General features: G+C 64.0%; 20 protein-coding genes and 1 pseudogene. 12 read left to right on the top strand and 9 right to left on the bottom strand.

Annotation, left to right across the window (positions count from 1 at the left end; genetic code table 11):
• Positions 1-146: 146 nt before the first annotated feature.
• From ACMGT0_RS02685 to ACMGT0_RS02705, 5 genes are all read right to left on the bottom strand, one after another.
• Complete coding sequence (locus ACMGT0_RS02685; RefSeq protein ID WP_416771392.1) at positions 147-785, bottom strand: DUF4124 domain-containing protein; 639 nt, start codon at positions 783-785, stop codon at positions 147-149.
• Between the two features lie 7 nt (positions 786-792).
• Positions 793-1,320, bottom strand: a complete 528-nt coding sequence (locus tag ACMGT0_RS02690) for a DUF4124 domain-containing protein (RefSeq protein WP_054057995.1) — start codon at positions 1,318-1,320, stop codon at positions 793-795.
• Positions 1,321-1,385: 65 nt separating this feature from the next.
• The gene (locus ACMGT0_RS02695) at positions 1,386-1,946 is read right to left on the bottom strand and encodes a chorismate mutase (protein ID WP_273822643.1); all 561 of its coding nucleotides are present in this window, start codon (positions 1,944-1,946) and stop codon (positions 1,386-1,388) included.
• A gap of 196 nt (positions 1,947-2,142) precedes the next feature.
• Positions 2,143-3,549: a glutamate--ammonia ligase gene (gene glnA / locus ACMGT0_RS02700; protein ID WP_054057993.1), complete on the bottom strand. Its 1,407-nt coding sequence runs from the start codon at positions 3,547-3,549 to the stop codon at positions 2,143-2,145.
• 145 nt (positions 3,550-3,694) lie between these two features.
• Positions 3,695-3,883 carry a hypothetical protein gene (locus ACMGT0_RS02705; RefSeq protein ID WP_160319833.1) on the bottom strand — a complete coding sequence of 63 codons (189 nt, stop codon included), beginning with the start codon at positions 3,881-3,883 and terminating at the stop codon, positions 3,695-3,697.
• Between ACMGT0_RS02705 and thiI the strand changes: the two genes are divergently transcribed.
• Entirely contained in the window at positions 3,882-5,336 is a 1,455-nt protein-coding gene (gene thiI, locus ACMGT0_RS02710) for a tRNA uracil 4-sulfurtransferase ThiI (RefSeq protein WP_054057992.1), read from the top strand. The two genes, ACMGT0_RS02705 and thiI, sit on opposite strands and share 2 nt — an antisense overlap.
• A gap of 139 nt (positions 5,337-5,475) precedes the next feature.
• A complete protein-coding gene (gene typA / locus ACMGT0_RS02715) occupies positions 5,476-7,296 on the top strand; it encodes a translational GTPase TypA (RefSeq protein WP_054062061.1) in 1,821 nt (606 codons plus the stop codon).
• A gap of 141 nt (positions 7,297-7,437) precedes the next feature.
• Here the strand turns inward: typA and ACMGT0_RS02720 are convergent, their stop codons facing one another.
• Positions 7,438-7,872 (bottom strand): YkgJ family cysteine cluster protein, encoded by a 435-nt coding sequence (locus ACMGT0_RS02720; protein WP_017901783.1) that lies wholly within the window; start codon positions 7,870-7,872, stop codon positions 7,438-7,440.
• Positions 7,873-8,135: 263 nt separating this feature from the next.
• Between ACMGT0_RS02720 and ACMGT0_RS02725 the strand changes: the two genes are divergently transcribed.
• From ACMGT0_RS02725 to ACMGT0_RS02745, 5 genes are all read left to right on the top strand, one after another.
• Entirely contained in the window at positions 8,136-10,586 is a 2,451-nt protein-coding gene (locus ACMGT0_RS02725) for a glycogen/starch/alpha-glucan phosphorylase (RefSeq protein ID WP_054057990.1), read from the top strand.
• A 122-nt stretch (positions 10,587-10,708) separates the two neighbouring features.
• Positions 10,709-14,335: a DUF2339 domain-containing protein gene (locus ACMGT0_RS02730; protein WP_416771395.1), complete on the top strand. Its 3,627-nt coding sequence runs from the start codon at positions 10,709-10,711 to the stop codon at positions 14,333-14,335.
• Positions 14,332-15,696 carry a DUF3999 domain-containing protein gene (locus tag ACMGT0_RS02735; protein ID WP_416771396.1) on the top strand — a complete coding sequence of 455 codons (1,365 nt, stop codon included), beginning with the start codon at positions 14,332-14,334 and terminating at the stop codon, positions 15,694-15,696. The genes ACMGT0_RS02730 and ACMGT0_RS02735 overlap by 4 nt, the downstream gene beginning before the upstream one ends.
• 224 nt (positions 15,697-15,920) lie before the next feature.
• Positions 15,921-16,931 (top strand): class 1 fructose-bisphosphatase, encoded by a 1,011-nt coding sequence (locus ACMGT0_RS02740; protein WP_054057922.1) that lies wholly within the window; start codon positions 15,921-15,923, stop codon positions 16,929-16,931.
• A gap of 4 nt (positions 16,932-16,935) precedes the next feature.
• Positions 16,936-17,538, top strand: a complete 603-nt coding sequence (locus ACMGT0_RS02745) for a DUF924 family protein (protein ID WP_416771397.1) — start codon at positions 16,936-16,938, stop codon at positions 17,536-17,538.
• A 185-nt stretch (positions 17,539-17,723) separates the two neighbouring features.
• Here ACMGT0_RS02745 and ACMGT0_RS02750 read toward each other — a convergent pair whose 3' ends face one another.
• The gene (locus ACMGT0_RS02750; protein ID WP_416773398.1) at positions 17,724-18,602 is read right to left on the bottom strand and encodes a methyl-accepting chemotaxis protein; all 879 of its coding nucleotides are present in this window, start codon (positions 18,600-18,602) and stop codon (positions 17,724-17,726) included.
• Positions 18,582-19,616 (bottom strand): annotated as a pseudogene (locus ACMGT0_RS02755) (cache and HAMP domain-containing protein); the annotation flags it as partial. The gene ACMGT0_RS02750 and the pseudogene ACMGT0_RS02755, both read right to left, overlap by 21 nt.
• Positions 19,617-19,888: 272 nt before the next feature.
• Between ACMGT0_RS02755 and ACMGT0_RS02760 the strand changes: the two are divergent.
• A complete protein-coding gene (locus ACMGT0_RS02760; RefSeq protein ID WP_017903223.1) occupies positions 19,889-20,143 on the top strand; it encodes a hypothetical protein in 255 nt (84 codons plus the stop codon).
• A gap of 31 nt (positions 20,144-20,174) precedes the next feature.
• The gene (locus ACMGT0_RS02765) at positions 20,175-20,732 is read left to right on the top strand and encodes a lipocalin family protein (RefSeq protein WP_054057919.1); all 558 of its coding nucleotides are present in this window, start codon (positions 20,175-20,177) and stop codon (positions 20,730-20,732) included.
• A gap of 68 nt (positions 20,733-20,800) precedes the next feature.
• Here ACMGT0_RS02765 and ACMGT0_RS02770 read toward each other — a convergent pair whose 3' ends face one another.
• Complete coding sequence (locus ACMGT0_RS02770; RefSeq protein ID WP_416771399.1) at positions 20,801-22,165, bottom strand: formimidoylglutamate deiminase; 1,365 nt, start codon at positions 22,163-22,165, stop codon at positions 20,801-20,803.
• A 182-nt stretch (positions 22,166-22,347) separates the two neighbouring features.
• Between ACMGT0_RS02770 and hutC the strand changes: the two genes are divergently transcribed.
• From hutC to hutU, 3 genes are all read left to right on the top strand, one after another.
• Entirely contained in the window at positions 22,348-23,058 is a 711-nt protein-coding gene (gene hutC, locus ACMGT0_RS02775) for a histidine utilization repressor (protein ID WP_192842689.1), read from the top strand.
• A complete protein-coding gene (locus ACMGT0_RS02780; RefSeq protein WP_416771401.1) occupies positions 23,055-23,633 on the top strand; it encodes a HutD family protein in 579 nt (192 codons plus the stop codon). The genes hutC and ACMGT0_RS02780 overlap by 4 nt, the downstream gene beginning before the upstream one ends.
• A 497-nt stretch (positions 23,634-24,130) precedes the next feature.
• Positions 24,131-25,831 (top strand): urocanate hydratase, encoded by a 1,701-nt coding sequence (hutU, locus tag ACMGT0_RS02785; protein ID WP_416771403.1) that lies wholly within the window; start codon positions 24,131-24,133, stop codon positions 25,829-25,831.
• Positions 25,832-25,841 lie beyond the last annotated feature (10 nt).

The raw sequence follows: 25,841 nt of genomic DNA on the forward strand, positions 1-25,841 counted from the left end.
AGAAGCGCAAACAGTCTGAAGTGCCCATTTCAGGCTCGATTGAGTGGCGTTCTGCCGGCTACGACAGGTGATTTCGAACCAAAATGGGATCGAGCCCGAGTGAGGAGGTAGTTTGGTGCACCGATTTGGTGCTTTTGTGATCCAGGTTACAGAAACGGCAGGATGCCGCTCTTTTCTTCCTCGGGTTTGTCCGCCAGCGGACATTCCGGGCGCTGGCCGTAGTCGGCCGTTTGGCAGGGGCGGGCCTGGCGTTTCTGGCTGAGAGACATGCGCACCATATGGAAGGGCTGATTGGCGGTGCGCTCGGCAATGCGGCCCTGTTCGTCGAGGATTTCCACCGCGAGCTGGTGGGTGCCACGATCGATGTTTTCCAGGGCGAAAACCGGGCTGGTGCCGGCGGCTCCGGTGGGCTTGCCGTCGAGCAGCAGGCGGTAGCCATGGCCGGGCTGCAGTCCCGGTTCGCTGGTGACGCTGACGATCAGGTTGCCCTCGGCGCTGCGCACCGTGGCATCCGGGTCGGGCACCAGGACGCGGACCATCTGGTAGTGAAAGATCGGCCCGGGGCTCGGGCTGGCCTTGCTGGTGGCAGGTGTTGCCGCCTGGCTGCGGGGATGGGCCGACATGCGGTTGCTCGGCGCCAGCGGCACCCGTGTCGCACCCTTGTGGGGCTGGTCGGTGAAGACCCGGTTACCCTGGCTGTCGATGTAGGTGTAGACCTCGGCCGCGGCTGGCAGGGTGACCAGCGATAATGCCAGGCCCAGCACCCGAATGAATGATCCGCTCATGAACGACTCAAGGTTTGTGCACCCGCTGGACGGTGAAGGTCACGGCAGGGCTCTGCTGTACGACCTTCTCGCCCTCCAGGGCCTGTACACCGAGGGTGTGTTCGCCACGGTCGACATTCACCAGTTGCAGGCGCGGGACGTTGCTCGGCTGGCCGTAGGGTGCACCATCGAGCAGCAGTCGCAACAGATGCTGGCGTTGCAGGCGCGGCTCGATCTTCACGCCGACGGTGAACGTCCCGTTGTTGGCGCGCAGGGCCTCTTCGGTCGGGATATCCGTCAGTTCGAGGGTGTTGTACGGCGCAGCGTTTTCATGAGGGGCGGCCGGTTGCGCGGCGACTGGCCGGGCTGGTGCCGGTGTGCCCGGCTTTTGCGTCTCGACGCTGTTGAGCGGCGGCAGTTCCACGGTCTGGGCGGCCATGCCGTCGGGCGGCTGGCTGCTGTAGGCGGTGTTGCCGTTGGCATCGGTGTACTTGTAGATCTGCGCCGACACCGGCAGGGCGAAGGTCAGCAGCAGATAGAGCAGGGGTCGACCCATGGCGGCTCCCGGTGAAGGTCCTGGTCGTGACAAGCTGTCAGCATAGAGCAGAACCGCCGGTCCTTTCACTGTGGGTGCAGGCACAATTCGCCCACGGCGCGCACCAGGGCCAGGTCGTGGATGTTGTCGAAGGCCAGGTCGCGGCGGGCCTGGCTCAGCCAGGCCGGGCATTGCGGGTCCTGCCGATGGGGGGCGAACGCGGCGTATTGCTTGAGCAGCTTGACCTGCAACTGATCCATCACCGGGCGGATCTGCGTGACCAGGTCGGGTCGGGCGATCACCGGAGCCTTGCCGGCGTTGCGCCATTTGGCCAGCAGGGCGTACTGCACCAGCTTGTTCGCCTCGATCTGTGCCGCGATGAACTGGCCGACCTCTTCCGGCTTGAGCTGGTAGGCCTGTGCCTGTTCCCGGGCGTTGGCGATCACCTGCTGTTCGCGGGTGCTGTCCTCGACCGGTTTGCCGCTGTCCCATTTGGTCAGGGCTACCTGGTTGGCGATGGTCAGGCGCTCGCTGATGGTCTGCAGCAGCGGTGCCAGGCTGTCCGGTGCGGGTGGGCTGGCGGCCAGCGCGCTGGTGCTCAGGCAGGCGGCCAGCAACAGGCTGGCGATACGGTTGTTCGGTGACATGGTGGGCTCCGGCTTTTCCGGTGGTGGAGGCAGGGGCCAGAGTTAACGCCACAAGACGCTGCGCACGCCAGTGCATTTTCATGAAAATGCTGCCCCCGGCGTCCGGGTTTTCCATCACCCATGAAAAATGCCCCGTCTCTTTCGAGGCGGGGCATTTTTGCAGGTTGTGCCTGCTTGCGCAGGCACGGGCCGGATATCAGACGCTGTAGTACAGGTCGTATTCCAGTGGGTGTACGAAGGTGCGGACCTTGATTTCTTCTTCGCTCTTGAGCTCGATGTAGGCGTCGATGAAGTCGTCGCTGAAAACGCCGCCCTTGGTCAGGAACGCACGGCCCTTGTCCAGCTCTTCCAGGGCTTCTTTCAGGCTGCCGCAAACCTGTGGGATTTCCTTGGCCTCTTCAGGCGGCAGGTCGTACAGGTTCTTGTCGGCGGCATCGCCTGGGTGGATCTTGTTCTGGATACCGTCCAGGCCGGCCATCAGCAGGGCCGCGAAGGCCAGGTATGGGTTGGCAGCCGGGTCCGGGAAGCGGGCTTCGATACGGCGCGCTTTCGGGCTGGAAACGTAAGGGATACGGATCGAGGCGGAACGGTTGCGAGCCGAGTAGGCCAGCATTACCGGAGCTTCGAAGCCTGGTACCAGACGCTTGTAGGAGTTGGTCGACGGGTTGGTGAAGCCGTTCAGGGCCTTACCGTGCTTGATGATACCGCCGATGAAGTACAGGGCGGTGTCGGACAGGCCGGCATAACCTTCGCCGGAGAAGGTGTTCTTGCCTTCTTTGGCGATGGACAGGTGAACGTGCATGCCCGAGCCGTTGTCGCCGTACAGAGGCTTCGGCATGAAGGTGGCGGTACGGCCGTAGGCGTCAGCCACGTTGTGTACGCAGTACTTCAGGGTCTGGACTTCGTCGGCCTTGGCCACCAGGGTGTTGAACTTCACACCGATTTCGTTCTGGCCGGCGGTTGCCACTTCGTGGTGGTGAACTTCGACCACCAGGCCCATTTCTTCCAGTGCGTTACACATGGAAGTACGGATTTCGTGGTCGTGGTCGCACGGAGGAACCGGGAAGTAGCCACCCTTGACGGCCGGACGGTGGCCCTTGTTGCCGCCTTCCACGTCCTGGTCGGTCATCCAGGAGCCTTGTTCGGAGAAGATCTTGAACATGGAGCCGGAGATGTCGGACTTGAACTTGACCGAGTCGAAGATGAAGAATTCAGGCTCCGGACCGACGAAAACGGTGTCGCCGATACCGGTGGACTTCAGGTATTCCTCGGCGCGACGGGCGATGGCGCGTGGGTCGCGGTCGTAGCCTTGCATGGTCGAAGGTTCGATGATGTCGCAAACCAGGATCAGGGTCGGCTCTTCGGTGAACGGGTCCAGCACCGCGGTGCTGTCGTCCGGCATCAGGATCATGTCGGAGGCTTCGATGCCTTTCCAGCCGGAAATGGAGGAACCGTCGAACATCTTGCCGATTTCGAAGAAATCGTCATCCAGCGCATCGCGAGCTGGCATGGTCACGTGGTGCTGTTTGCCTTTGGTGTCCGTGAAGCGCAGATCAATCCATTTAACGTCATGATCTTTGATGAGTTGAACCGACTTCGACATGGTGTCCTCCGGGTGGCTTCGGGCTGGATAGTGGAGTAGCCCTGAAATAGTAGTGATGCCGGCGCGAATACTCGGCCAAGGCAACCTGCCTCACAAGGGAGCAAATTGCATGCCAGTGCCCCGTGATGGGTTTTTTGCCCCAATCTCAAGCGTTCCAGCCAGGGTAGGAGAATTTTCGGGCATTCGCCGCACCTTTGTGGTGCCGGAAAATATCGATTCGACCTTTTTTGGTGCGCAGAAAACCGTCCGTACAATAACTGGTCAAACCTTGAGCAATTTCCGCTATAATCCGCGCCCCACTTTTTTCGGCCGGCCGTTCGCGCGCTGTTTTCATGAAACTAATCGTCAAAGTCTTCCCCGAAATCACCATCAAGAGCCGCCCTGTCCGGACGCGCTTCATTCGTCAATTGGCGAAGAACATCCGTGCCGTGCTCAAGGACCTGGATCCGGCCGTGGTGGTGAATGGCGTGTGGGACAACCTCGAACTGGAAACCGCGCTGACCGATCCGAAGGCTCTGCAGGAGTTCAAGGCCCGCCTGTGCTGTACGCCGGGTATCGCGCACCTGCTGCAGGTCGACGAATACCCGCTGGGCGACTTCGACGACATTACCGCCAAGTGCCTGCAGCACTACGCTGACGTGCTGCCGGGCAAGATCTTTTCCGTGCGCTGCAAGCGCGGTGGCAAGCACGGCTTCAGTTCCATGGACGTCGAGAAGCATGTCGGCAGCCGCCTGCGGCGTGAATGCGGTGCCGCCGGGATCTCCCTGAAGGACCCGGAAGTCGAGGTGCGGATCGAGATTCGCGACCAGCGGCTGTTCGTCATCCACGGCCAGCACGAGGGCCTCGGCGGCTTCCCGCTGGGCTCGGTGGAGCAGACCGTGACCCTGATGTCCGGCGGCTTCGACTCCACCGTCGCCGCCTACCAGATGATGCGCCGCGGCCTGATGACCCACTTCTGCTTCTTCAACTTGGGTGGCCGCGCCCACGAGCTGGGGGTGATGGAAGTCGCCCACTACCTGTGGAAGAAGTACGGCAGCTCCCACCGCGTGCTGTTCATCAGCGTGCCGTTCGAGGAAGTGCTGGGAGAAATTCTCGGCAAAGTCGATAACGGTCATATGGGCGTAGTATTGAAGCGTATGATGTTGCGGGCGGCGTCGGCGATGGCCGAGCGGCTGCACATCGATGCGCTGGTCACCGGCGAGGCGATTTCCCAGGTTTCCAGCCAGACGCTGCCGAACCTGTCGGTGATCGACTGTGTGACCGAGAAGCTGGTGATCCGGCCGCTGATCGCCAGCCACAAGCAGGACATCATCGACCTGGCCGACCAGATCGGCACCGGCGATTTTGCCCGGCACATGCCCGAATACTGCGGGGTGATTTCGGTCAACCCCAAGACCCACGCCAAGCGCTACCGCGTGGAGCACGAAGAGAAAGCGTTCGACATGGCGATCCTCGAGCGTGCGCTCGAACGCGCCAGGCTGGTCTCGATCGATCACGTGATCGACGAACTGGGCCAGGATCTGCAGATCGAAGAGGTCAGCGAGGCGCTGGCGGGTCATATCGTCCTCGACATCCGGCATCCGGATGCCCAGGAGGACGATCCGCTGGAACTGGCTGGCATCGAGGTACAAACGATGCCGTTCTATGCACTGAATGCTCGTTTCAAGGAACTGGACCCTACTCGCCAGTACCTGCTGTATTGCGACAAAGGCGTGATGAGTCGCCTGCATGCCCACCATCTGCTCAGTGAGGGGCATGCCAATGTGCGCGTTTATCGACCGAGCTAAGTGCCCGGGGCTGTTTGCCTGTGGCCTGCGTCACCGGCCCCCCGACGCCGCCGTCAAGCTGTAACGGCCACGCCGGACACTACCGTCAATCGCTGCCAAGACTTGTCAGCAAACCGAATCCTCTGATCGAGATACACAAGTGATCGAAAATCTACGCAACATCGCCATCATCGCCCACGTTGACCATGGCAAGACCACCCTGGTTGACAAACTGCTGCGTCAATCCGGCACCCTGGAACGCAACGAGCTCAACGACGAGCGCGTGATGGACTCCAACGACCAGGAAAAAGAGCGCGGCATTACCATTCTGGCGAAAAACACCGCCATCAACTGGAACGGCTACCACATCAACATCGTCGACACCCCCGGCCACGCCGACTTCGGTGGCGAGGTTGAGCGCGTGATGTCGATGGTCGACTCCGTGCTGCTGCTGGTCGACGCCCAGGACGGCCCTATGCCGCAAACCCGCTTCGTGACCAAGAAGGCCTTCGAAGCCGGTCTGAAGCCGATCGTCGTGATCAACAAGGTCGACCGTCCGGGCGCGCGTCCTGACTGGGTTCTGGACCAGATCTTCGACCTGTTCGACAACCTGGGTGCCACCGACGAACAGCTGGACTTCAAGGTCGTCTACGCCTCGGCCCTGAACGGCATCGCCGGCCTGGACCACACCGACATGGCCGAAGACATGACCCCGCTGTACCAGTCGATCGTCGACAACGTGCCGGCTCCGGACGTCGACCGCGATGGTCCGTTCCAGATGCAGATCTCCGCGCTGGACTACAACAGCTTCCTGGGCGTGATCGGCGTGGGTCGTATCGCCCGCGGTCGCATCAAGCCGAACACTCCGGTGGTGGCGATCGATGTCGACGGCAAGAAGCGCAACGGCCGTATCCTGAAGCTGATGGGCCACCACGGTCTGCACCGTGTGGACGTCGAAGAAGCCGCTGCCGGCGACATCGTCTGCATCAGCGGTTTCGACGAACTGTTCATCTCCGACACCCTGTGCGACATGAACACCGTCGAGGCGATGAAGCCTCTGACCGTCGACGAGCCGACCGTTTCCATGACCTTCCAGGTCAACGACTCGCCATTCTGCGGCAAGGAAGGCAAGTTCGTGACCTCCCGTAACATCAAGGAGCGTCTGGACAAGGAGCTGCTCTACAACGTGGCACTGCGCGTTGAAGAAGGCGACTCGGCCGACAAGTTCAAGGTTTCCGGCCGTGGTGAGCTGCACCTGTCGGTTCTGATCGAAACCATGCGTCGCGAAGGCTTCGAAATGGCCGTGGGCCGTCCTGAAGTGATCATCCGCGAAGTGAACGGCGTGAAGCAGGAACCGTTCGAAAACGTCACCATCGACATCCCTGAGGAATCCCAGGGCAAGGTCATGGAAGAAATGGGTCTGCGCAAGGGCGACCTGACCAACATGGCGCCGGATGGCAAGGGCCGTGTCCGTCTGGAATACAACGTTCCAGCCCGTGGTCTGATCGGTTTCCGTAACCAGTTCCTGACCCTGACCAACGGTGCAGGCATCCTGACCTCGATCTTCGATCGCTACGACACCATGAAGCCAGGCCAGATGTCCGGCCGTCTGAACGGTGTTCTGGTTTCGATCGAGACCGGCAAGGCCCTGACCTACTCCCTGGAAACCCTGCAGGCTCGCGGCAAGCTGTTCATCGAGCACGGCCAGGACATCTACAACGGTCAGATCATCGGTCTGAACAGCCGTGACAACGACCTGGGCGTCAACCCGACCAAGGGCAAGAAGCTCGACAACATGCGTGCTTCGGGCAAGGACGAGGTGATCGCCCTGGTTCCGCCAGTTCGCCACACCCTGGAACAGGCCCTGGAATTCATCCAGGATGACGAGCTGTGCGAAGTCACGCCGAAGTCGATCCGCCTGCGCAAGAAGATCCTGGACGAAGGCGAGCGTACCCGCGCTGCCAAGAAAGCCAAGGCTTGATCTTCTAGCTCCGGCTGAATGAAAAACGCCCCCGGTCGAAAGGCCGGGGGCGTTTTTTTGTGCGCAAGAAGCCAGGTGGGGCGATGGCTGGGCGGACGTCTTCGCCGATTCATCCGCGAAGGGTGCACCGCCGGTTTGAAGTCAGAACCGTTCCAGGTTCCGGCTCGGCGCCTGGCGCTCCTGGGGCTTGGGCTTGTAGGCGCAATAGCCCGGGCGCGGGCCGATCTTCGGGTGGTTGCGGCAGGTGTCCGGGCGCTTGTCATAAATGGTGCACAGCCGAGTCTTGCGGTCCAGGTACAGGCAATCGTTGTTGCTCATGCGCTGCAGGGTGAAGATCTCCGATTTCTGGTTGTAGCGCTCGACGATGCCTTCCTTCTGCAGGCGCTTGGCGATGTTCTTCGCCGGCTCGCCACGCTCGAACTCATCGACGATGCCGATGCGGATCAGGTCCTTGATCTTCACTTCCACGGGCAGGGTGCAGCAGCTGGACATGCAGCCGCCACACATGTGGCTGGAGTACTTCTGCCAGGTTTCCAGGCGGTCGAGCTCTGCGGCTGCGATCAGGGTCGGTTTCATCAGGTGGCGTCCAGGGGTGTATCGGGCGCGCGATCATACCGGGGCCTGTGGATTTGTGAACAACCTTTTGACGGTTTTTCGCACAATCGCGGATCTACCGGGAAATTTTTTGCGAATCCGGGTCTTGAGCGGCCCCTCGAATTTACCGGCCTTCGCCACTTCGAGTGGAAAAAACCCCGAACCAGAGCCATCACCCTGTGTCGAACCGACTAGGCTCAGACAACTCGTCCCGTAAATTGTCCATCTCGCTAGAGGTCGCATCGATGTCTCAGGAAACGCTTGTCCGTGAAACTGAGGTGGCTGCCTTTCGTGCCGCCGTCCTTGCCAAACTTACCTATGCAGTGGGTAAGGACCCCGACCATGCCTTCGACCACGACTGGTTCGAGGCGATTGCCCTGGCCGCCCGCGACCATATGGTCGAGCACTGGATGGATCACACGCGACAGATCTACCGCAAGGGACAGAAGCGGGTCTATTACCTTTCCCTGGAGTTTCTCATCGGTCGCCTGCTGTACGACAGCCTGAGCAACCTCGGCCTGCTGGATATCGCCCGCGAGGCGCTGGTGGACCTCGGTGTCGACCTGGAACGCATCCGCCTGCTGGAGCCCGACGCGGCGCTGGGCAACGGTGGCCTGGGGCGCCTGGCGGCGTGTTTCATGGAGAGCATGTCGACCCTCGGTATCGCCGGTCATGGCTATGGCATCCGCTACGAGCACGGGCTGTTCCGTCAGGCGATCGTCGACGGCTGGCAGCAGGAGCAGACCGAGAACTGGCTGGACTTCGGCAACCCCTGGGAGTTCGAGCGGGCCGAGGTGATCTACCCGGTGGGCTTTGGTGGCAGCGTCGAGACCGTGCATGACGAGACCGGCCAGGCCCGGCAGGTCTGGTGGCCGGCGGAAACCGTGCGGGCGGTCGCCTATGACACGCCGGTGGTCGGTTGGCGCGGGGCCAGTGTGAACACCCTGCGCCTGTGGCGGGCCCGGGCCACGGAGGAACTGCACCTGGAACGCTTCAATGCCGGCGACCACCTGGGGGCGGTGGCCGAGGTCGCCAGGGCCGAAAGCATCTCCCGCGTGCTCTACCCGGCGGACAGCACCGAGGCGGGGCAGGAACTGCGGCTGCGCCAGGAGTACTTCTTCGTTTCGGCGTCGCTGCAGGACCTGCTTCGGCGGCACAAGAACATGCACGACTCGGTGCTCAGTCTCGGTGAACATGCGGCGATCCAGCTGAATGACACCCACCCCTCGATTGCCGTCGCCGAACTGATGCGGCAATTGGTCGACCTGCACGGCGTGACCTGGGACGCGGCCTGGCAGGTGACCGTCGAAACGCTTTCCTACACCAACCACACCCTGCTGCCGGAGGCCCTGGAAACCTGGCCGGTGGGCCTGATGGAACGCATGCTGCCGCGGCACATGCAGATCATCTACCTGATCAATGCCCAGCATATCGATGCGCTGCGGGCCAAGGGCATCCATGACTTCGACGTGCTGCGCTCGGTGTCGCTGATCGAGGAAGACAACGGCCGCCGGGTGCGCATGGGCAACCTGGCGTTCCTCGGTTCCCACAGTGTCAACGGCGTGTCCGGCCTGCATACGCAACTGATGCGCAGCACGGTGTTTTCCGAGCTGCACAAGCTCTACCCGGAGCGGATCAACAACAAGACCAACGGCATCACCTTCCGCCGCTGGCTGTACCAGGCCAACCCGCGGCTGACCGAGATGATGGTCGATGCCCTGGGGGCCGAAGTGCTCGATCGCCCCGAGGATCTGCTGGTGGGCCTGGAGCCGTTCGCCGAAAAGGCCGGCTTTCGCAAGCAGTTCGCCGAGCAGCGCCTGCACAACAAGCGCGCCTTGGCGGCATTGATCCAGGAGCGGCTGGGCATTGCGGTCAACCCGGCGGCGATGTTCGATGTGCAGGTCAAGCGGATCCACGAATACAAGCGCCAGTTGCTCAACCTGTTGCACACTGTGGCGCTGTACCAGGCGATCCGCGCCGAGCCGGAAACCGACTGGGTGCCGCGGGTGAAGATCTTCGCCGGCAAGGCCGCGGCGAGTTATCACCAGGCCAAGCTGATCATCAAGCTGACCAACGACATCGCCCGTACCGTCAACAACGACCCGACCGTGCGCGGCCTGCTCAAGGTGGTGTTCCTGCCCAACTACAACGTCAGCCTGGCGGAAAGCATCATTCCGGCCGCCGACCTGTCGGAGCAGATCTCCACTGCCGGTTTCGAGGCCTCGGGCACCAGCAACATGAAGTTCGGCCTCAATGGCGCGTTGACCATCGGCACGATGGACGGCGCCAACGTGGAGATGTGCGAGCGGGTCGGCCAGGAGCACATGTTCATCTTTGGCCTCAGTGCCCAGCAGGTCGAATCGCGCAAGCGCAATGGCGAGTTCAGTGCCGCGCAGGACGTGGCCGCCTCCCATCGGCTCAACGATGTGCTGCAGGCGATTCGTGGCGGGGTGTTTTCCCCGGACGATCCGGCACGCTATGTCGGCCTGGTCGACTCGCTGATCGACTACGACCGCTTCCTGGTCTGTGCCGACTTCGACAGCTACTGGGCCGCCCAGGGCAAGGTCGAGGCGCTCTGGCACGACAGCAAGGAATGGTGGCGCTCGGCTGTGCTGAACAGTGCCCGGATGGGCTGGTTCTCCTCGGACCGGACCATTCGCGAGTACGCCACCGAGATCTGGAAAGCGTTGGAGTAATCTTTTGCAATAAGTTGTGAGGCCGACCCCACTCTGGTGGGGCCGGATCGATATACTACGCGGCAGATTGGCCGGCTCCCACAAGAGCGGGCGTGTCGTGACGCCGCTTAGGGATATCGTGCATGCAATGGATTCTGATGCTGGTCGGGTTGGTACTGGGCTGGATGGTCGACGAGATCATCCTTGACGCCCTGATCGGCGCATTGTTCGGTTTGGTGATCGGCCAGGCGTTCCGCCTCGGGAGCCTGGGGCGCAGGGCTCGCGCTCAGGAGGCCCGCTTGCAGCAGGCGCAACAGGCGCTGGCCAGCCTCGAGCAGCGGGTTCGCGAACTGGAGGTGGTCGGCGTCGCCCGGGCGGAACCGCCTGTTGCCGCTGCCGTCGAGCCCACCCCGGTCGTCGACGAAGCACCTGTCGCCCCCCAGGCAGCCGAGCCGATCGTCGAGCCGGCTGCGCAGGCGCCACGCGCCGAGCCCGAACTGATCTGGGAACTCCCGCCGGAACTGCAAGAGCTCTCGCCGCGCAATGAGCCCCAGGCCGTACGCCCCGAAGTCGACGCCTGGACGCCGCAGCCGATCGAGGTGCGCGAGCCGGTCGCGCCGCCTGTACCTCCGACTCCCCGCGAGCCGAACCTGATCGAGCGTGCCGTGGCGGGCGCCCGCAACTGGCTGTTCGGTGGCAACACCGTGCTGCGGGTCGGCGTGCTGCTGCTGTTCCTCGGCCTGGCCTTCCTGTTGCGTTATGCCACCGAGGGCATGGTGGTGCCGGTCGAGCTGCGCTACGCCGGCGTCGCCGGCTGTGCGCTCGGGCTGCTCGGCCTGGGCTGGTGGCTGCGCCTGCGCAATGGCAGCTACGGCCTGATGCTGCAGGGCACGGGGATCGCCGTGCTGTACCTGACGGTGTTCGCCGCGATGCGCCTGCACCCGTTGCTCGACCCTTCCGCCGCCCTTGGCCTGCTGGTGGCGGTCACGGTGTTCTCGGCGATTCTCGCGGTGACCCAGGACGCCCTCGGGCTGGCCGCGGCTGCCGCGCTGGGCGGCTTTGCCGCGCCGATCCTGACCTCCACCGGCTCCGGCAACCATGTCGCCCTGTTCAGTTACTTCATCCTGCTGAACAGCGGCATCCTGGCGATCGCCTGGTTCAAGGCCTGGCGCCTGCTCAATCTGATCGGCTTCGTCGGCACCTTCGGTATCGGCTTCGCCTGGGGCGTGCGTTCCTACCAGCCCGAGCTGCTGTGGAGCACCGAGCCGTTCCTGGTGCTGTTCTTCCTGATGTACCTGGCTATCGGCCTGCTGTTCGCCCGGCGCAAGCTGCGGGAAATGACCGGCGGGCCGCAGGACGACAGTCGTGAAGGGCTGTTGCACTGGTCGGCGCGCCAGGGCGACTACGTCGATGGCACCCTGCTGTTCGGCCCGCCGCTGGTGGGCTTCGGGCTGCAGTTCGCGCTGGTCCAGCATCTGGAGCTCGCGGCGGCGTTCAGCGCCCTGGCGCTGGGGATCATCTACATGGGCCTGGCCCGCCTGCTGATGGGCGGCCGCGCGCTGCTGCTGGCGGAAACCTGCCTGGCACTGGGGGTGATCTTCGCCAGCCTGGCGATTCCGCTGGGCCTCGATGCGCGCTGGACGGCGGCGGCCTGGGCAGTGGAGGGCGCGGGGGTGTTCTGGCTCGGCCTGCGCCAGCAACGGCCGTTCGCGCGGATCTTCGCGCTATTGCTGCAATTGGGCTCGGCCCTGTCGTTCGCCGGCACCCTGCAGGCGGGCGAACACAGCCTGCTCGATGCCGCGCCGCTGGGCGCTTTGCTGCTGGGGTTGGCCCTGTTGTTCAGCTTCTGGCAATTGCGCCAGGCCGCGCCCGGAGAGGCGGCCGAGTGGGAGCGGCGCGGCGTTCCGGTGCTGGCCTGCCTGGGCCTGGCCTTCCTCTATCTGCTGGCGCCGCTGTTCTTCCTCAGCCAGGGCACGGCCATCAGTTGGGCGCTGGCCGGGCTGGCGACGCTGTTTGCCGGCCTGCGTCTGCAATCGCGGGCGTTCCTGTTCAGCGCGTTTGCCGTGCAACTGCTCGGCGGCGCGCTGTTCCTGGCGCGGCTGCAGGGGGCCGAAGGCGAGTCGTCGGCGGTGTTCAGTGCCGGCTGGAGCGGCCTGATGAGTGCTTCGCTGATCGGCCTGTCGCTGATCGGCGGGATGTTGCTGGCGGCCCGCGACGAGATGGTGCGCAACGATGCCCGGCTGCTGCGGGCATTGTCGGTAATCCTGCTGGCAGGCCTGGCGTTGATCAACCTGGCGGTGCTGTTCGTACTGCCCTGGGGCACGGCCAGTGGTGTCTGGGCCGCCAGCGGCCTGCTGATCATCTGGCTGAGCCTGTACCTGCGTCAGCGTCTGAGTTTCCTCTTCGGCCTGCTGTTGCAACTGATCGGTGGCGGGGCCTTCCTGCTCGAAGGGGCGGTGCAGTTCGGCGCGTTCGACAGCGATGGCCTGCGTCTGCTCGGCCACAGCGGTTTCTGGACGCCGCTGGTGCTCGGACTGGCTGCCTTCGTCGGCGCCTGGCGCCTGCAGCGGGACAGCCTGCCGACGGTGTTCGATGTCCTGAGCCTGCAGCGTCTGTCCCAGGTGCTGCTGGTCTGGGGCACCGGCTGGTGGGCACTGGCCTGGGCCGGTGAGGTCATGCTGTTCGCCGCGCCGTCCAGTTGGGCGTCCTGGATGCTGGCAATCGCCACGGCCAGTGTGGCGCTTTGGGCACTCCTGGCGGTGCGCCTGCGCTGGCCGGACCTGGCCCGGTTGTGCAGCCTGCTGGTGCCGGTGGCCGGGATCATCCTGCTGCTGGACTGGACCCGCCTCTACAACCCGGCGGCACAGTTCGGCTGGCTGGTGTGGCCGGCGCTGTTCGCCGTGCACCTGCTGTCGTTGCGCAAGTTGGCGCCGCAGTTGCCGGCACGGGTGTCGAGTGTCGCCCACGTGCTGGGTTGCTGGCTGATCCTTGGCGTGCTGGCGCTGGAGTTGCGCTACGGCCTGCTGTTGCTGTCGGAGCATTACAACGCCTGGCGCTGGCTGGGTTACGCGATCCTGCCGAGCCTGTACCTGGTGCTGATGGCCGCGCCGCGCGAATGGCCGTGGCCGATTGCCGCCTACTCACGCGAATACCGCCTGTACGCTGCCGCACCGCTGGCCTTGCTGATGCTCGGCTGGTTCTGGCTGGCCAACAGCTTCAGCGACGGTCACGCCGAGCCGCTGCCGTACGTGCCGCTGCTCAACCCGCTGGAACTGGGGTTGCTGTTCGCCCTGGGCAGCCTCTACATCTGGTCGCGCAGCGCGGTGCCCCAGCTGGGTGTACGCGCCGCCCACGCCGAGCTGGCCGCCCAGGCGGTCTGCAGCCTGTCGCTGTTCGCCTTCGTCACGGCGCTGGTGATGCGCGCCGCCCACCATTGGGGTGGGGTGGATTTCGAGCTGGATGCGCTGTTGGGGTCGATGCTGGTGCAGGCCGGTCTGTCGATCGCCTGGAGCCTGATCGCCCTGAGCCTGATGATCGGTGGCCACCTGCGCCATCGTCGCGAGGTCTGGCTGATGGGTGCGGCGTTGATCGCCGTGGTGGTGGCCAAGCTGTTCTTCGTCGAGCTGAGCAACCGTGGCGGCCTGGCGCGGATCGTCTCGTTCATCGGCGTCGGTGTGCTGATGCTGGTGGTGGGCTATTTCGCGCCGCTGCCGCCCAAGCGCGCGGAGGCCGAGCCGACCGACAAGCAAACGGAAGGAGTGTCGTCTTGATTCGCAAGTTGAGCCCGGGTCGCCTGGGCGTGCTGCTGCTGTGCCTGAGTGCATCGTTGTCGGCCCAGGAAAAGCCGGCGGACTTCAGCACTATCGTGCCCCTGGCCCTGAGCGGCGAGGGCCCCTGGTACCGGCTGGAACTGCCGCTGACCTTGCAGGCCCAGGCCCGCCAGGCCGAACTGAACGACGTCCGGGTGTTCAACTCGGCGGGGGAGCCGCAGGCCTACGCCCTGCTCCAGGAGCAGGCACAGTCGAGCCAGCAGCGCAGCCAGACCGATGTGAAGTGGTTTCCGCTCTACAGCTCGGTCGATGCCCCCCAGGCCGCGCCCAGCGTGCGGGTGCAATCGACGACGTCCGGCACGCTGGTCGAGGTGACGCCGTCCAGCCAGTTGGAAGCCGGCGAAGAAGTGCTGCGTGGCTGGTTGCTCGATGCCAGTGCGATCAAGGCGCCGTTGCAGCAACTGGTGCTCGACTGGACCAGCGAGCGCGACGGCTTCCAGCGTTTCAGCATCGAGGCCAGCGATGACCTGCAGCACTGGCAGCCCTGGGGCGAGGGTCAGGTGGCGCGACTGTCCTTTGCCGACGAGCGCATCGAACAGCGCGAGGTGAGCCTGCCGGGGCAGTCGGCGCGTTACCTGCGCCTGCTGTGGCGGTCGCCGCAGTCGGCACCGGTGTTGAATGCGGCACAACTGGTAAGCAGCACCAGCAGCCTTTCGGCGTCGCCGCTGGCCTGGTCGCAACCGCTGGCTGGCAGTACGGCCAAGTCGGGCGAATACACCTGGAGGCTGCCCACGGCAATGAACCTGGAACAGGTGCGGATCGAGCTGGCCCAGCCCAACAGCCTGGCGCCGGTGAGCCTGTATGGGCGGCGCAGTGGCAACGAGGCCTGGCAGACGCTGGGCAGTGGCCTGCTCTATCGGTTGACGCAGGGCGGCCAGGATGTGTTGCAGGACGCCCTGGAGCTGTCCGGCTACGGCGTTGCGCAGTTGAAACTGGTGGTCGACGAGCGTGGCGGTGGGCTTGGAGCAAAGGCTCCGGCGCTGAGTTATGCCGTGCGGCCGACGCAACTGGTGTTTCTGGCCCGTGGCAACGCACCGTTCTCCCTGGCACTGGGCAATGCGACGGTGGGGGCGGCAAACCTGCCCTTGTCGACGCTGATTCCCGACTACAGCCCGCAGCGCCTGGCCGGGGTCGGCAAGGCCACTGCGGGCGCAGCGCAGGCGGCCGCGCCGCAAGCCCCGGCGGTCGCGGCGGCGCCAACGACCGACTGGAAAAAGATCGGCCTGTGGGCGGTGCTGCTGCTGGGTGTGGCGGCGCTGGGGGGCATGGCCTTCAGCCTGCTGCGCAAGCCGCAGGGCTGACGACCGGCACATAGAGTCCTGGGGGCAGTCCGGTCTGGGCCTTCTCTACAGCCTGGCCCCCTGCTTTAGGGGGCTACAGAAGGGGCCTGCCGGCGCTTTTGGTCTACGCTGAAGCCGACCTGTGAACTCTCTATGCGTCATCCCTGTCTGAGCAGGAGGATTTGCAGCGCAACTCGCGTTAAACTGCGCGGGTTTTCAAGCCCCCCCTTTCTCCGGAGTCATCCATGTCCCGCGTTACCCTGAGTCGCTTTTTGATTGAGCAGACCCGCAGCAACAACACGCCTGCCGATCTGCGTTTCCTGATCGAGGTGGTTGCGCGCGCCTGTAAGGAAATCAGCCACGCCGTCTCCAAGGGCGCGCTGGGTGGCGTCCTGGGCAGCATGGGCACCGAGAACGTGCAGGGCGAGGTGCAGAAGAAGCTCGACGTCCTGTCCAACGAAATCCTGCTCGAAGCCAACGAGTGGGGCGGCCACCTGGCCGGCATGGCGTCCGAGGAGATGGACAATGCCTACCAGATCCCCGGCAAGTACCCGAAAGGCGCCTACCTGCTGGTGTTCGACCCGCTGGACGGCTCGTCGAACATCGACATCAATGCCCCGGTCGGCACCATCTTCTCGGTACTGCGCTGCCCGAACGAATACCTGAGCCAGAACGAAGCCCTGAACGAAAAGGCCTTCCTGCAGCCGGGTACCCAGCAGGTCGCCGCCGGCTACGCGATCTATGGCCCGCAGACCATGCTGATCCTGACCCTGGGCAATGGCGTCAAGGGCTTCACCCTGGACCGTGAGATGGGCAGCTTCGTGCTGACCCACGAGGACATCACCATCCCGGCTTCCACCCAGGAATTCGCGATCAACATGTCCAACCAGCGCCACTGGGAAGCCCCGGTGCAGCGTTACGTCGAAGAGCTGCTGGCCGGCGAGACCGGTCCGCTGAAAAAGAACTACAACATGCGCTGGGTGGCCGCGATGGTGGCCGACGTGCACCGCATCCTGACCCGTGGCGGCCTGTTCATGTACCCACGCGACAGCCGCGAGCCGTCCAAGCCGGGCAAACTGCGTCTGATGTACGAAGCCAACCCGATGTCGTTCCTGATCGAGCAGGCGGGCGGCGCGTCCACCGACGGCCACCAGCGCATCCTCGACATCCAGCCTGACGGCCTGCACCAGCGTGTCGCGGTGTTCCTCGGTTCGAAGGAAGAAGTGGAACGGATCACCGGCTACCACAAGGAATAAACCCATGTCCGCGCCCTGGCAGCCTCTGCTCCAATGGTGGTTCGGTTCAGCCGGGCTGCCCAGTGAGATCGAGGCTGACAAGGGTCGGTTGTGGTTCGGCAAGCGTGACAGCCAGGACCGCGAGGCGCGCGAGCGTTTCGGGCCCTGGGTCGAGCAGGCCCTGGCCGGCGGTTTGACCGAGTGGACGCAATGTCCGCAGGGTTGGCTGGCCGTGGTACTGCTGCTCGATCAACTGCCGCGGATGATCTTCCGCGATTCCCCTGCGGCCTTTTCCGGTGATGCCCGCGCCCAGGCGCTGGTGGCGCAGGGGATTGCCGCCGACTTCGACCGGCAATTGCCGGCGATACAGCGTTCCTTCATCTACCTGGTGTTCGAGCATTGCGAGCATCCGGCGGCGCAGAACGAGGCGGTGTCCCGGTTCGCGGCGTTGCTGCGCGAGCAGCCGGAGGATCAGCGGGCGGTGTTTGCCAGTCAGCTGGATTATGCCGAGCGGCATCAGCGGATCATTGCCCGGTTCGGGCGCTTTCCCCATCGCAACGCCATCCTGGGGCGCAAGTCCACGGCCGATGAAGTGGCGTTTCTGCGTGAGCCCGGCTCACGCTTCTAGTATCTGCGCGTGCTGCCCTTGTGGGCGCCGGCTTGGTGGCGATAGCGGTGTGTCAGGTGACGAGGTTTCGGTTGCCGGATTGCTTTCGCGGGCAAGCCACGCTCCTACAGGTTTGTGCCGTACACAAGCCATGTGTACGGCGCTCGTAGGAGCAGGGCTTGCCCGCGAAGGCGCCGGCGCGGTCGTCAGATCCGGAAACTGCCCACCAGGTGCTTCAGGCGTGCCGCCTGCTGTTCCAGGTCGGCACAGGCCCGCAGGGTTGCCTGCAGGTTCTCCACCCCTTCCTGGTTCAGGGTGTTGATCTCGGTGATATCGACGTTGATCGACTCTACCACCGCAGTCTGCTCCTCGGTCGCGGTCGCCACCGACTGGTTCATGCCGTCGATCTCGCCGATCCGCTGGGTCACGCTGCCCAGCCGTTCGCCGGCCTGGTTGGCGATACCGACGCTGTTTTCGCTCTGGCGTTGGCTGTCGGTCATGAGAGTGACCGCCGCGCGGGCGCCGACCTGCAGCTCCTCGATCATCTTCTGCACCTGCTGCGCCGAGTCCTGGGTGCGGTGGGCGAGGTTGCGCACCTCGTCGGCGACCACGGCAAAGCCGCGACCGGCCTCGCCAGCCCGGGCCGCCTCGATGGCGGCGTTGAGCGCGAGCAGGTTGGTCTGCTGGGAAATGCTGGTGATCACGTCGAGGATCTGCCCGATGTTCACCGTATTGCTGTTCAACGTCTCGATGTTGCCGCAGGAGTCGCTGATCTGCGCCGACAACTGCTGCATCGCGCCGATAGTCTTGTCCACCACCTGCTGACCGTCCTCGGCGAGGTTGCGTGCCTCGCTCGAATGCTGCGAGGCGAGGGCGGCGTTCTGGGCGATTTCCTGGGCCGCGGCGCCGAGCTGGTTGATCGCTGCCGCCACGCTGCTGGTGCGGTTGGCCTGCTGGTCGGAGTTGAACATCGACGAGTTGGAGGCGCTGACCACGCGCAGGGCGACCTCGTTGACCTGGCCGGTGGCCGAGGCCACTTCACGGATCGAGGTGTGGATGCGCTCCACGAAACGGTTGAACGACATGCCCAGGGTGCCGAACTCGTCGTGGCCGTGAATGGTCAGGCGCTTGGTCAGGTCGCCTTCACCCTCGGCGATGTCGTGCATCGCCCGGCCCATCAGGTGCAGCGGCTGCATCAGCACACGGATCAGCATGCCCAGCAGGGCGATGATGATCACCACGGCAATCACCATGGCGACGATGGCCGAGGTGCGGAACTCGCTGAGCATCGAGAACGCGGTGTCCTGGTCCAGCACCAGCGCCACGTACCAGTCGGCCGAGGGCACGCCGTTGACGTGGGTGAAGGAGATGAACTGGGTCTTGCCACCCACCGTCACTTCCTTCAGGCCGGGGCTGATCTTCGGTGTGTCGTCCGGATAGGCTTCGGCGAGGTTCTTGAGAATCAGCTTGCTGTCCGGGTGGATCAGGATCTTGCCGTCGGCGCTGACGATGAAGGCATGGCCGTGGCCGCCGAAATTCAGCGAGTTGATGATTGCACTGACACTGCCCAGGTCGATGTCGGCACCGCTCACACCGATGAACTTGCCCTCATGCTGCACCGGCGTGGCGATGGTGATCACCAGCTTGCCGGTCGAGGCGGCGATGTAGGGCTCGGTGACGATGGTCTGCTGGGCGGCGTTGGCAGCCTTGTACCAGCCGCGGGCCCGTGGGTCGTAGTCGGCGGGGCGGTTGCCGGCCGGCACCGAGAACATCACGCCTTCCTGGCTGCCGAAGTAGCTCAACTGGAAGTTGCCGGTATAGGCGGGCAGGCCGACCGCACGCTTGAGGCTGTCGGCGGAGCTGCCGTCCACGGCGATCTGCTGGGACAGCGACTGCAGCAGTTGGATACGGCTTTCCAGCCAGGTCTGGATGTTGCTGGTGGTCAGACTGCCCAGTTCCTGCATCGATGCCTGGGTGCTGTTGTACAGCGCCTGGCGCTGCCGATAGTCGTTGAACAGGATGAAGCAGGCGAACGCCACGGCGACCACGAGGGCCGCAGCCAGGAGAATCTTGTGGCTGAATTTGAGGTTTCTGGTCATGAAATGGCTGTCTGCAAAAGGCGGGTCAACGAAGGGCGACAATTTGCCACGTTTAATGGCGTCGCGCCTCTATCTCTCGGCATCGTCTCGTTAAAGATTAGTTTCTTGACGGTAAAGCCGACGAAACGCCAGTTCCGCCCGCAAAACTGCTGATCTGCAAAGGAAAGCCCTGTAAGAAAAGGTCGTAGGTTCGGGAACCAGATGGCGGTTTTCTCTTCTAAGCTTGCGGTAGGCCCCCGTGCCGACCTTTCCGTCCCCAGGAGTTTCTCCCCATGTCGTTGCGCTCTCTCGCTCTGTTGTCGTTCTGCGTGCTGCTGGCCGCCTGCAGCAAGGTCAACCAGGCAAACTACTCGAAGTTGTCCACGGGCATGCCCAAGGCCGAAGTCGAGGCATTGCTCGGTTCGCCGTCCGATTGTTCCGGCGCGCTGGGCATGTCCAGTTGCACCTGGGGTGACAAGAACAGCTTTATCAGCGTGCAGTACGCCGGTGACAAAGTCCTGATGTTTTCCGGGCAAGGCCTGAAGTAAACCGGGGCACAAGCCCTCGGGAGAAGAAGAAATGTTGCGTTTAGTGGTTACTCTTTTGGCTGGCTTGTTGCTGGCCGGTTGCGCTACGTCCGGTGACGATCTGGCGCCCAAGACCGCAGGTCACGTCGACCTCAAGCGTTACCAGGGCACCTGGTACGAGCTGGCGCGGATGCCGATGTACTTCCAGCGCAACTGTGCCCAGTCCGAGGCCCGCTACAGCCTGATGCCCGACGGCAGGATGGCGGTGTTCAACCGCTGCCTGACCGAGCAGTGGACCTGGGAAGAGGCCAAGGGCACCGCGACACCGCAGGTCGAAGGGCAGACCGACAAGCTCTGGGTGCGTTTCGACAACTGGTTCACCACGCTGCTGCCGGGCGTGGCGAAGGGTAACTACTGGATTCTCTATGTCAGCGACGACTACCACACCGCGATTGTCGGCGACCCGAGCCGGCGCTATCTGTGGCTGTTGTCGCGCAGCACCAAGATCAGCGCCGATACCCGCGAGGACCTGCTGAGCCGGGCGCGGCAGCAGGGGTATGACACCACCCGACTGATCTGGCGTACGCCCGACTCGAAGATGTCCCACTGAGTTTACGGGCCGCTGCTCGCTCGTTCCCACGCTCCGCGTGGGAACGCAACCCGTGACGCTTCGCGTTTTCAGTTCAGCAGTTCACGCAACACCTGGGCGAAGGCTCGCGTGCTTTCCTCTTCTGCCGCATGTCGGCCACCGCGTACCGCCCACTGGCCGTTGACCATCACGTCACGCACCTGGCGATCGCCGCCGGCGAACAGCCAGCGATTGAGAATGCCGTCGTCCTCGGCGGTCGCCAGATACGGGTCGTTGCCGTCGAGCACCAGCCAGTCGGCGCGCTTGCCCACTTCCAGGCCGCCAATGGCTTGCCCGAGCGCCTGGGCACCGCCTTCCAGGGCCGCGTCGAACAACGTGCGCCCGACCATCGGCTGATCGGCCCGGTACAGGCGGTTGCGCCGCTGGTCGCGCAGGCGCTGGCCATATTCCAGCCAGCGCAGTTCCTCAACCACGCTCAGTGACACATGGCTGTCGGAACCAATGCCCAGGCGACCGCCCTGGGCGAGGAAGTCCACGGCCGGGAAAATCCCGTCGCCGAGGTTGGCCTCTGTGGTCAGGCACAGGCCGGCAATCGCCCGGCTGCGGGCCATGTGGCTGACTTCCTCGGCATCGGCATGGGTGGCATGCACCAGGCACCAGCGCGAGTCCACCTCGAGATGGTCGTAGAGCCACTGCAACGGGCGCTTGCCGCTCCAGGCCAGGCAGTCGTCGACTTCCTTCTGCTGCTCGGCGATGTGGATGTGCACCGGGCAGTGCCGGTCGCTGGCGGCCAGCACTTCGCTGATCTGTTGCGGAGTCACCGCCCTGAGCGAGTGGAAGCACAGGCCCAGGGCCTGGGCCGGCTGTCTTGCCAGCAACGGCTGCAAACGTGCCTGCAACTTCAGGTAATTCTCGGTACTGTTGATAAAGCGTCGCTGACCGTCGCTGGGTGCCTGGCCGCCAAAACCGGAGTGGCTGTAGAGCACGGGCAGCAGGGTCAGGCCGATGCCGGCGTCGGTGGCGGCCTGGCTGATGCGCAGGGCCAGTTCGGCCGGGTCGGCGTAGGGCTGGCCCTGGGTATCATGGTGCACGTAGTGGAACTCGGCCACCGAGGTGTAGCCGGCCTTGAGCATCTCGATGTAGAGCTGGCGAGCGATGATGCCCATCTGCTCGGGACTGATCCTGCCCACCAGGCGGTACATCAGGTCGCGCCAGGTCCAGAAACTGTCGTTCGGGTTGCCGGCGACTTCCGCCAGCCCGGCCATCGCCCGCTGGAAGGCGTGGGAGTGCAGGTTCGGCATGCCCGGCAGCAGCGGGCCGCCCAGCCGTTCGGCACCCTGTGCATCGGAATCGGCCTCGACCCGGGCCAGCACGCCCTGGGCGTCGACCTCGAGGCGTACGTTTTTGGCCCATCCACTAGGCAGCAGCGCGCGTTCGGCAAAGAAGGCGGACATGGTTCAGCACCCCATCGTGTGTTATTTGTATATACATATACAGACGTTTGCCTGCCCGGTAAACTCCGGCAAGCTGGTATCCTGTCCTGCAGACGCCTGTGACATGACCTACAGCCACCCCTGGAACCGAACAAGGATTTACTGTGCCGACTCCGCCTGCCAACAACCCGCTGGCTGCCCAAATGGGCGAAAGTCCGGCGCCGTTATATGCCCGCGTCAAACAGATGATCACCCAGCAGATCGACAGCGGAAACTGGCCGCCGCATTACCGCGTGCCGTCCGAGAGCGAGCTGGTGGAGCAACTGGGCTACAGCCGCATGACCATCAACCGCGCCCTGCGGGAAATGACCGCCGAAGGTTTGCTGGTGCGCATGCAGGGGGTCGGCACCTTCGTCGCCGAGCCCAAGACCCAGTCGGCGCTGTTCGAGGTGCATAACATCGCCGACGAGATCGCCTCGCGCGGTCATCGCCACACCTGCAAGATCATCACCCTCGGCGAGGAGACCGCCGGCTCCGAGCGTGCCGTGGCCCTGGACATGCGCGAGGGGCAGAAGGTCTTCCACTCGCTGATCGTGCATTTCGAGAATGACATCCCGGTGCAGATCGAGGACCGTTTCGTCAACGCGCAGGTGGCGCCGGACTACCTCAAGCAGGATTTCACCCTGCAGACGCCCTACGCCTACCTGTCACAGGTCGCACCGCTGACCGAGGGCGAGCATGTGGTCGAGGCGATTCTCGCCGATGCCACCGAGTGCGAGCTGTTGCAGATCGAGCCTGGCGAGCCGTGCCTGATGATCCGCCGGCGGACCTGGTCCGGTCGCCAGCCGGTGACCGCCGCCCGGTTGATTCACCCCGGTTCCCGTCATCGTCTGGAAGGACGCTTTACCAAATGAGTTCACTGAAAGTCTTGCGTGCGGCGGACTACCCGCGCATGCCGTGGAAAAACGGCGGTGGCAGCACCGAAGAGATCACCCGCGACGAGGGCGAGGGCCTGGAAGGGTTCGGCTGGCGCCTGTCGATTGCCGATATCGGCGAGTCGGGCGGTTTTTCCAGTTTTGCCGGCTATGAGCGGATCATCACCGTGCTGCAGGGCGCGGGCATGACCCTGCAGGTCGATGGTCAACGCACCCGCGCGTTGCTGCCGCTGGACCCGTTCGCCTTCAGTGGCGCGAGCCAGGTCAGTTGTAGCTTGCTCGAGGGCCCGATCCGCGATTTCAACCTGATCTACGCGCCGGAGCGCTACAGTGCCCGGCTGCAATGGCTCGATGCCGTGCAGCCCAAGCGTTTCTTCACTTCGGCGGCGGTGCTGCTGATCTTCAGTGTCAGCGACCAGTTGCATGTCGGCCTGGCCGACACGGGTTATGAAGTACTCGGCCGGCATGACTGCCTGCGGCTGGACGGCAGCGTCGGGCTGCAGGAAGTGGCGGTGACCGGCCGTTGCGGTGTGATCGAGCTGATGCCTGCCTGATTCCGCTAAATCCCACTCTATTTTGAGGTCATCCCCCGATTCCCGTGGGATTTATCCGCGAAAGCGTCCGCGCAAGCGGCGCAGGGCTTGAGAGCCTTTTCGCGGATAAAACCGGTCTCCACAGGGTGTGCGTGCCTCCCGTCGATTTCGGGTACTCCCTCTCGCACTATTTTGTTACCGAACGCCCCAACGTGGCGCAAAAGCCTCTTCCGGTAACAGCTTCCCACCTACAGCTTCGCCTAATCCTACAAATTCATTTTTCGCTCCAGGCCACGTCCCACGGCACTTGGCGACTACTCTGAAAAATTCTTCAGGGCTCGCATTCCGAGTTGGCCGCTTGATTGCATATGCTTGTATGTACAAGTAAATATGTGTGCGTATGAGTCGTCAGGGAGGCATTACGCACCCACTCATTTTTCGCTTGTGACGGGGTATCCGGCACAGGCTCGCTTGCCCACTGCCTGGGCGGGTTCGGACGATCGCAGAGGAGTTTTTTCGTGACTGAGAATACCCAGAAACCTACCGCCACCTTTACCAAGCGCCGTGACGTCGAAATCCGTGCCGCCCGTGGCAACAAGCTGACCGCCAAGAGCTGGCTGACCGAAGCGCCGCTGCGGATGCTGATGAACAACCTCGACCCGCAGGTGGCCGAGAACCCCAAGGAACTGGTGGTTTACGGTGGTATCGGGCGTGCCGCGCGCAACTGGGAGTGCTACGACAAGATCGTCGAGAGCCTGACCCACCTCAATGACGACGAAACCCTGCTGGTGCAGTCCGGCAAGCCGGTCGGCGTGTTCAAGACCCACAGCAACGCCCCGCGCGTACTGATCGCCAACTCCAACCTGGTGCCGCACTGGGCCACCTGGGAACACTTCAACGAACTGGACGCCAAGGGCCTGGCCATGTACGGCCAGATGACCGCCGGCAGCTGGATCTACATCGGTAGCCAGGGCATCGTCCAGGGCACCTATGAAACCTTCGTCGAAGCCGGTCGCCAACACTACGACAACAACCTCAAGGGCCGCTGGGTGCTGACCGCCGGCCTGGGCGGCATGGGCGGCGCGCAGCCGCTGGCCGCGACCCTGGCCGGTGCCTGCTCGCTGAACATCGAATGCCAGCAGACCAGCATCGACTTCCGCCTCAAGACCCGCTACGTCGACGAGCAGGCCAAGGACCTCGATGACGCCCTGGCCCGCATCGCCAAGTACACCGCCGAAGGCAAGGCGATCTCCATCGCCCTGTGCGGCAACGCCGCCGAAATCCTGCCGGAACTGGTCCGTCGCGGCGTGCGCCCGGACATGGTCACCGACCAGACCAGCGCCCACGACCCGCTCAACGGCTACCTGCCGGCCGGCTGGACCTGGGAAGAGTACCGCGCCCGCGCGCTGACCGAACCGGCCGCCGTGGTGAAGGCCGCCAAGCAGTCGATGGCGGTGCACGTCAAGGCGATGCTGGCATTCCAGAAGCAGGGCATCCCGACCTTCGACTACGGCAACAACATTCGTCAGATGGCCCAGGAAGAAGGCGTCGAGAACGCCTTCGACTTCCCTGGTTTCGTTCCGGCCTACATCCGTCCGCTGTTCTGCCGCGGCATCGGTCCGTTCCGCTGGGCAGCGCTGTCGGGTGACCCGCAGGACATCTACAAGACCGACGCCAAGGTCAAGGAACTGATCCCGGACGACGCCCATCTGCACAATTGGCTGGACATGGCGCGCGAGCGCATCAGCTTCCAGGGCCTGCCGGCGCGGATCTGCTGGGTCGGCCTGGGCCTGCGCGCCAAGCTCGGCCTGGCGTTCAACGAGATGGTGCGCAGCGGCGAGCTGTCGGCGCCGATCGTCATCGGTCGCGACCACCTGGACTCCGGCTCGGTGTCCAGCCCCAACCGTGAAACCGAGTCGATGCAGGACGGTTCCGATGCCGTCTCCGACTGGCCTTTGCTCAACGCCCTGCTCAACACCGCCAGCGGCGCGACCTGGGTCTCCCTGCACCACGGCGGCGGCGTCGGCATGGGCTTCTCGCAGCACTCGGGCATGGTCATCGTCTGCGACGGTACTGACGAGGCGGCCGCGCGTATCGCCCGCGTCCTGCACAACGACCCGGCCACCGGGGTCATGCGTCATGCCGATGCCGGTTACCAGATCGCCATCGACTGCGCGAAGGAGCAGGGGCTGAACCTGCCGATGATCACCGGCAAATAAGGCGCCTGGA

The sequence above is a fragment of the Pseudomonas sp. RHF3.3-3 genome (assembly GCF_048069595.1).
Lineage (GTDB): Bacteria > Pseudomonadota > Gammaproteobacteria > Pseudomonadales > Pseudomonadaceae > Aquipseudomonas > Aquipseudomonas fuscovaginae_B.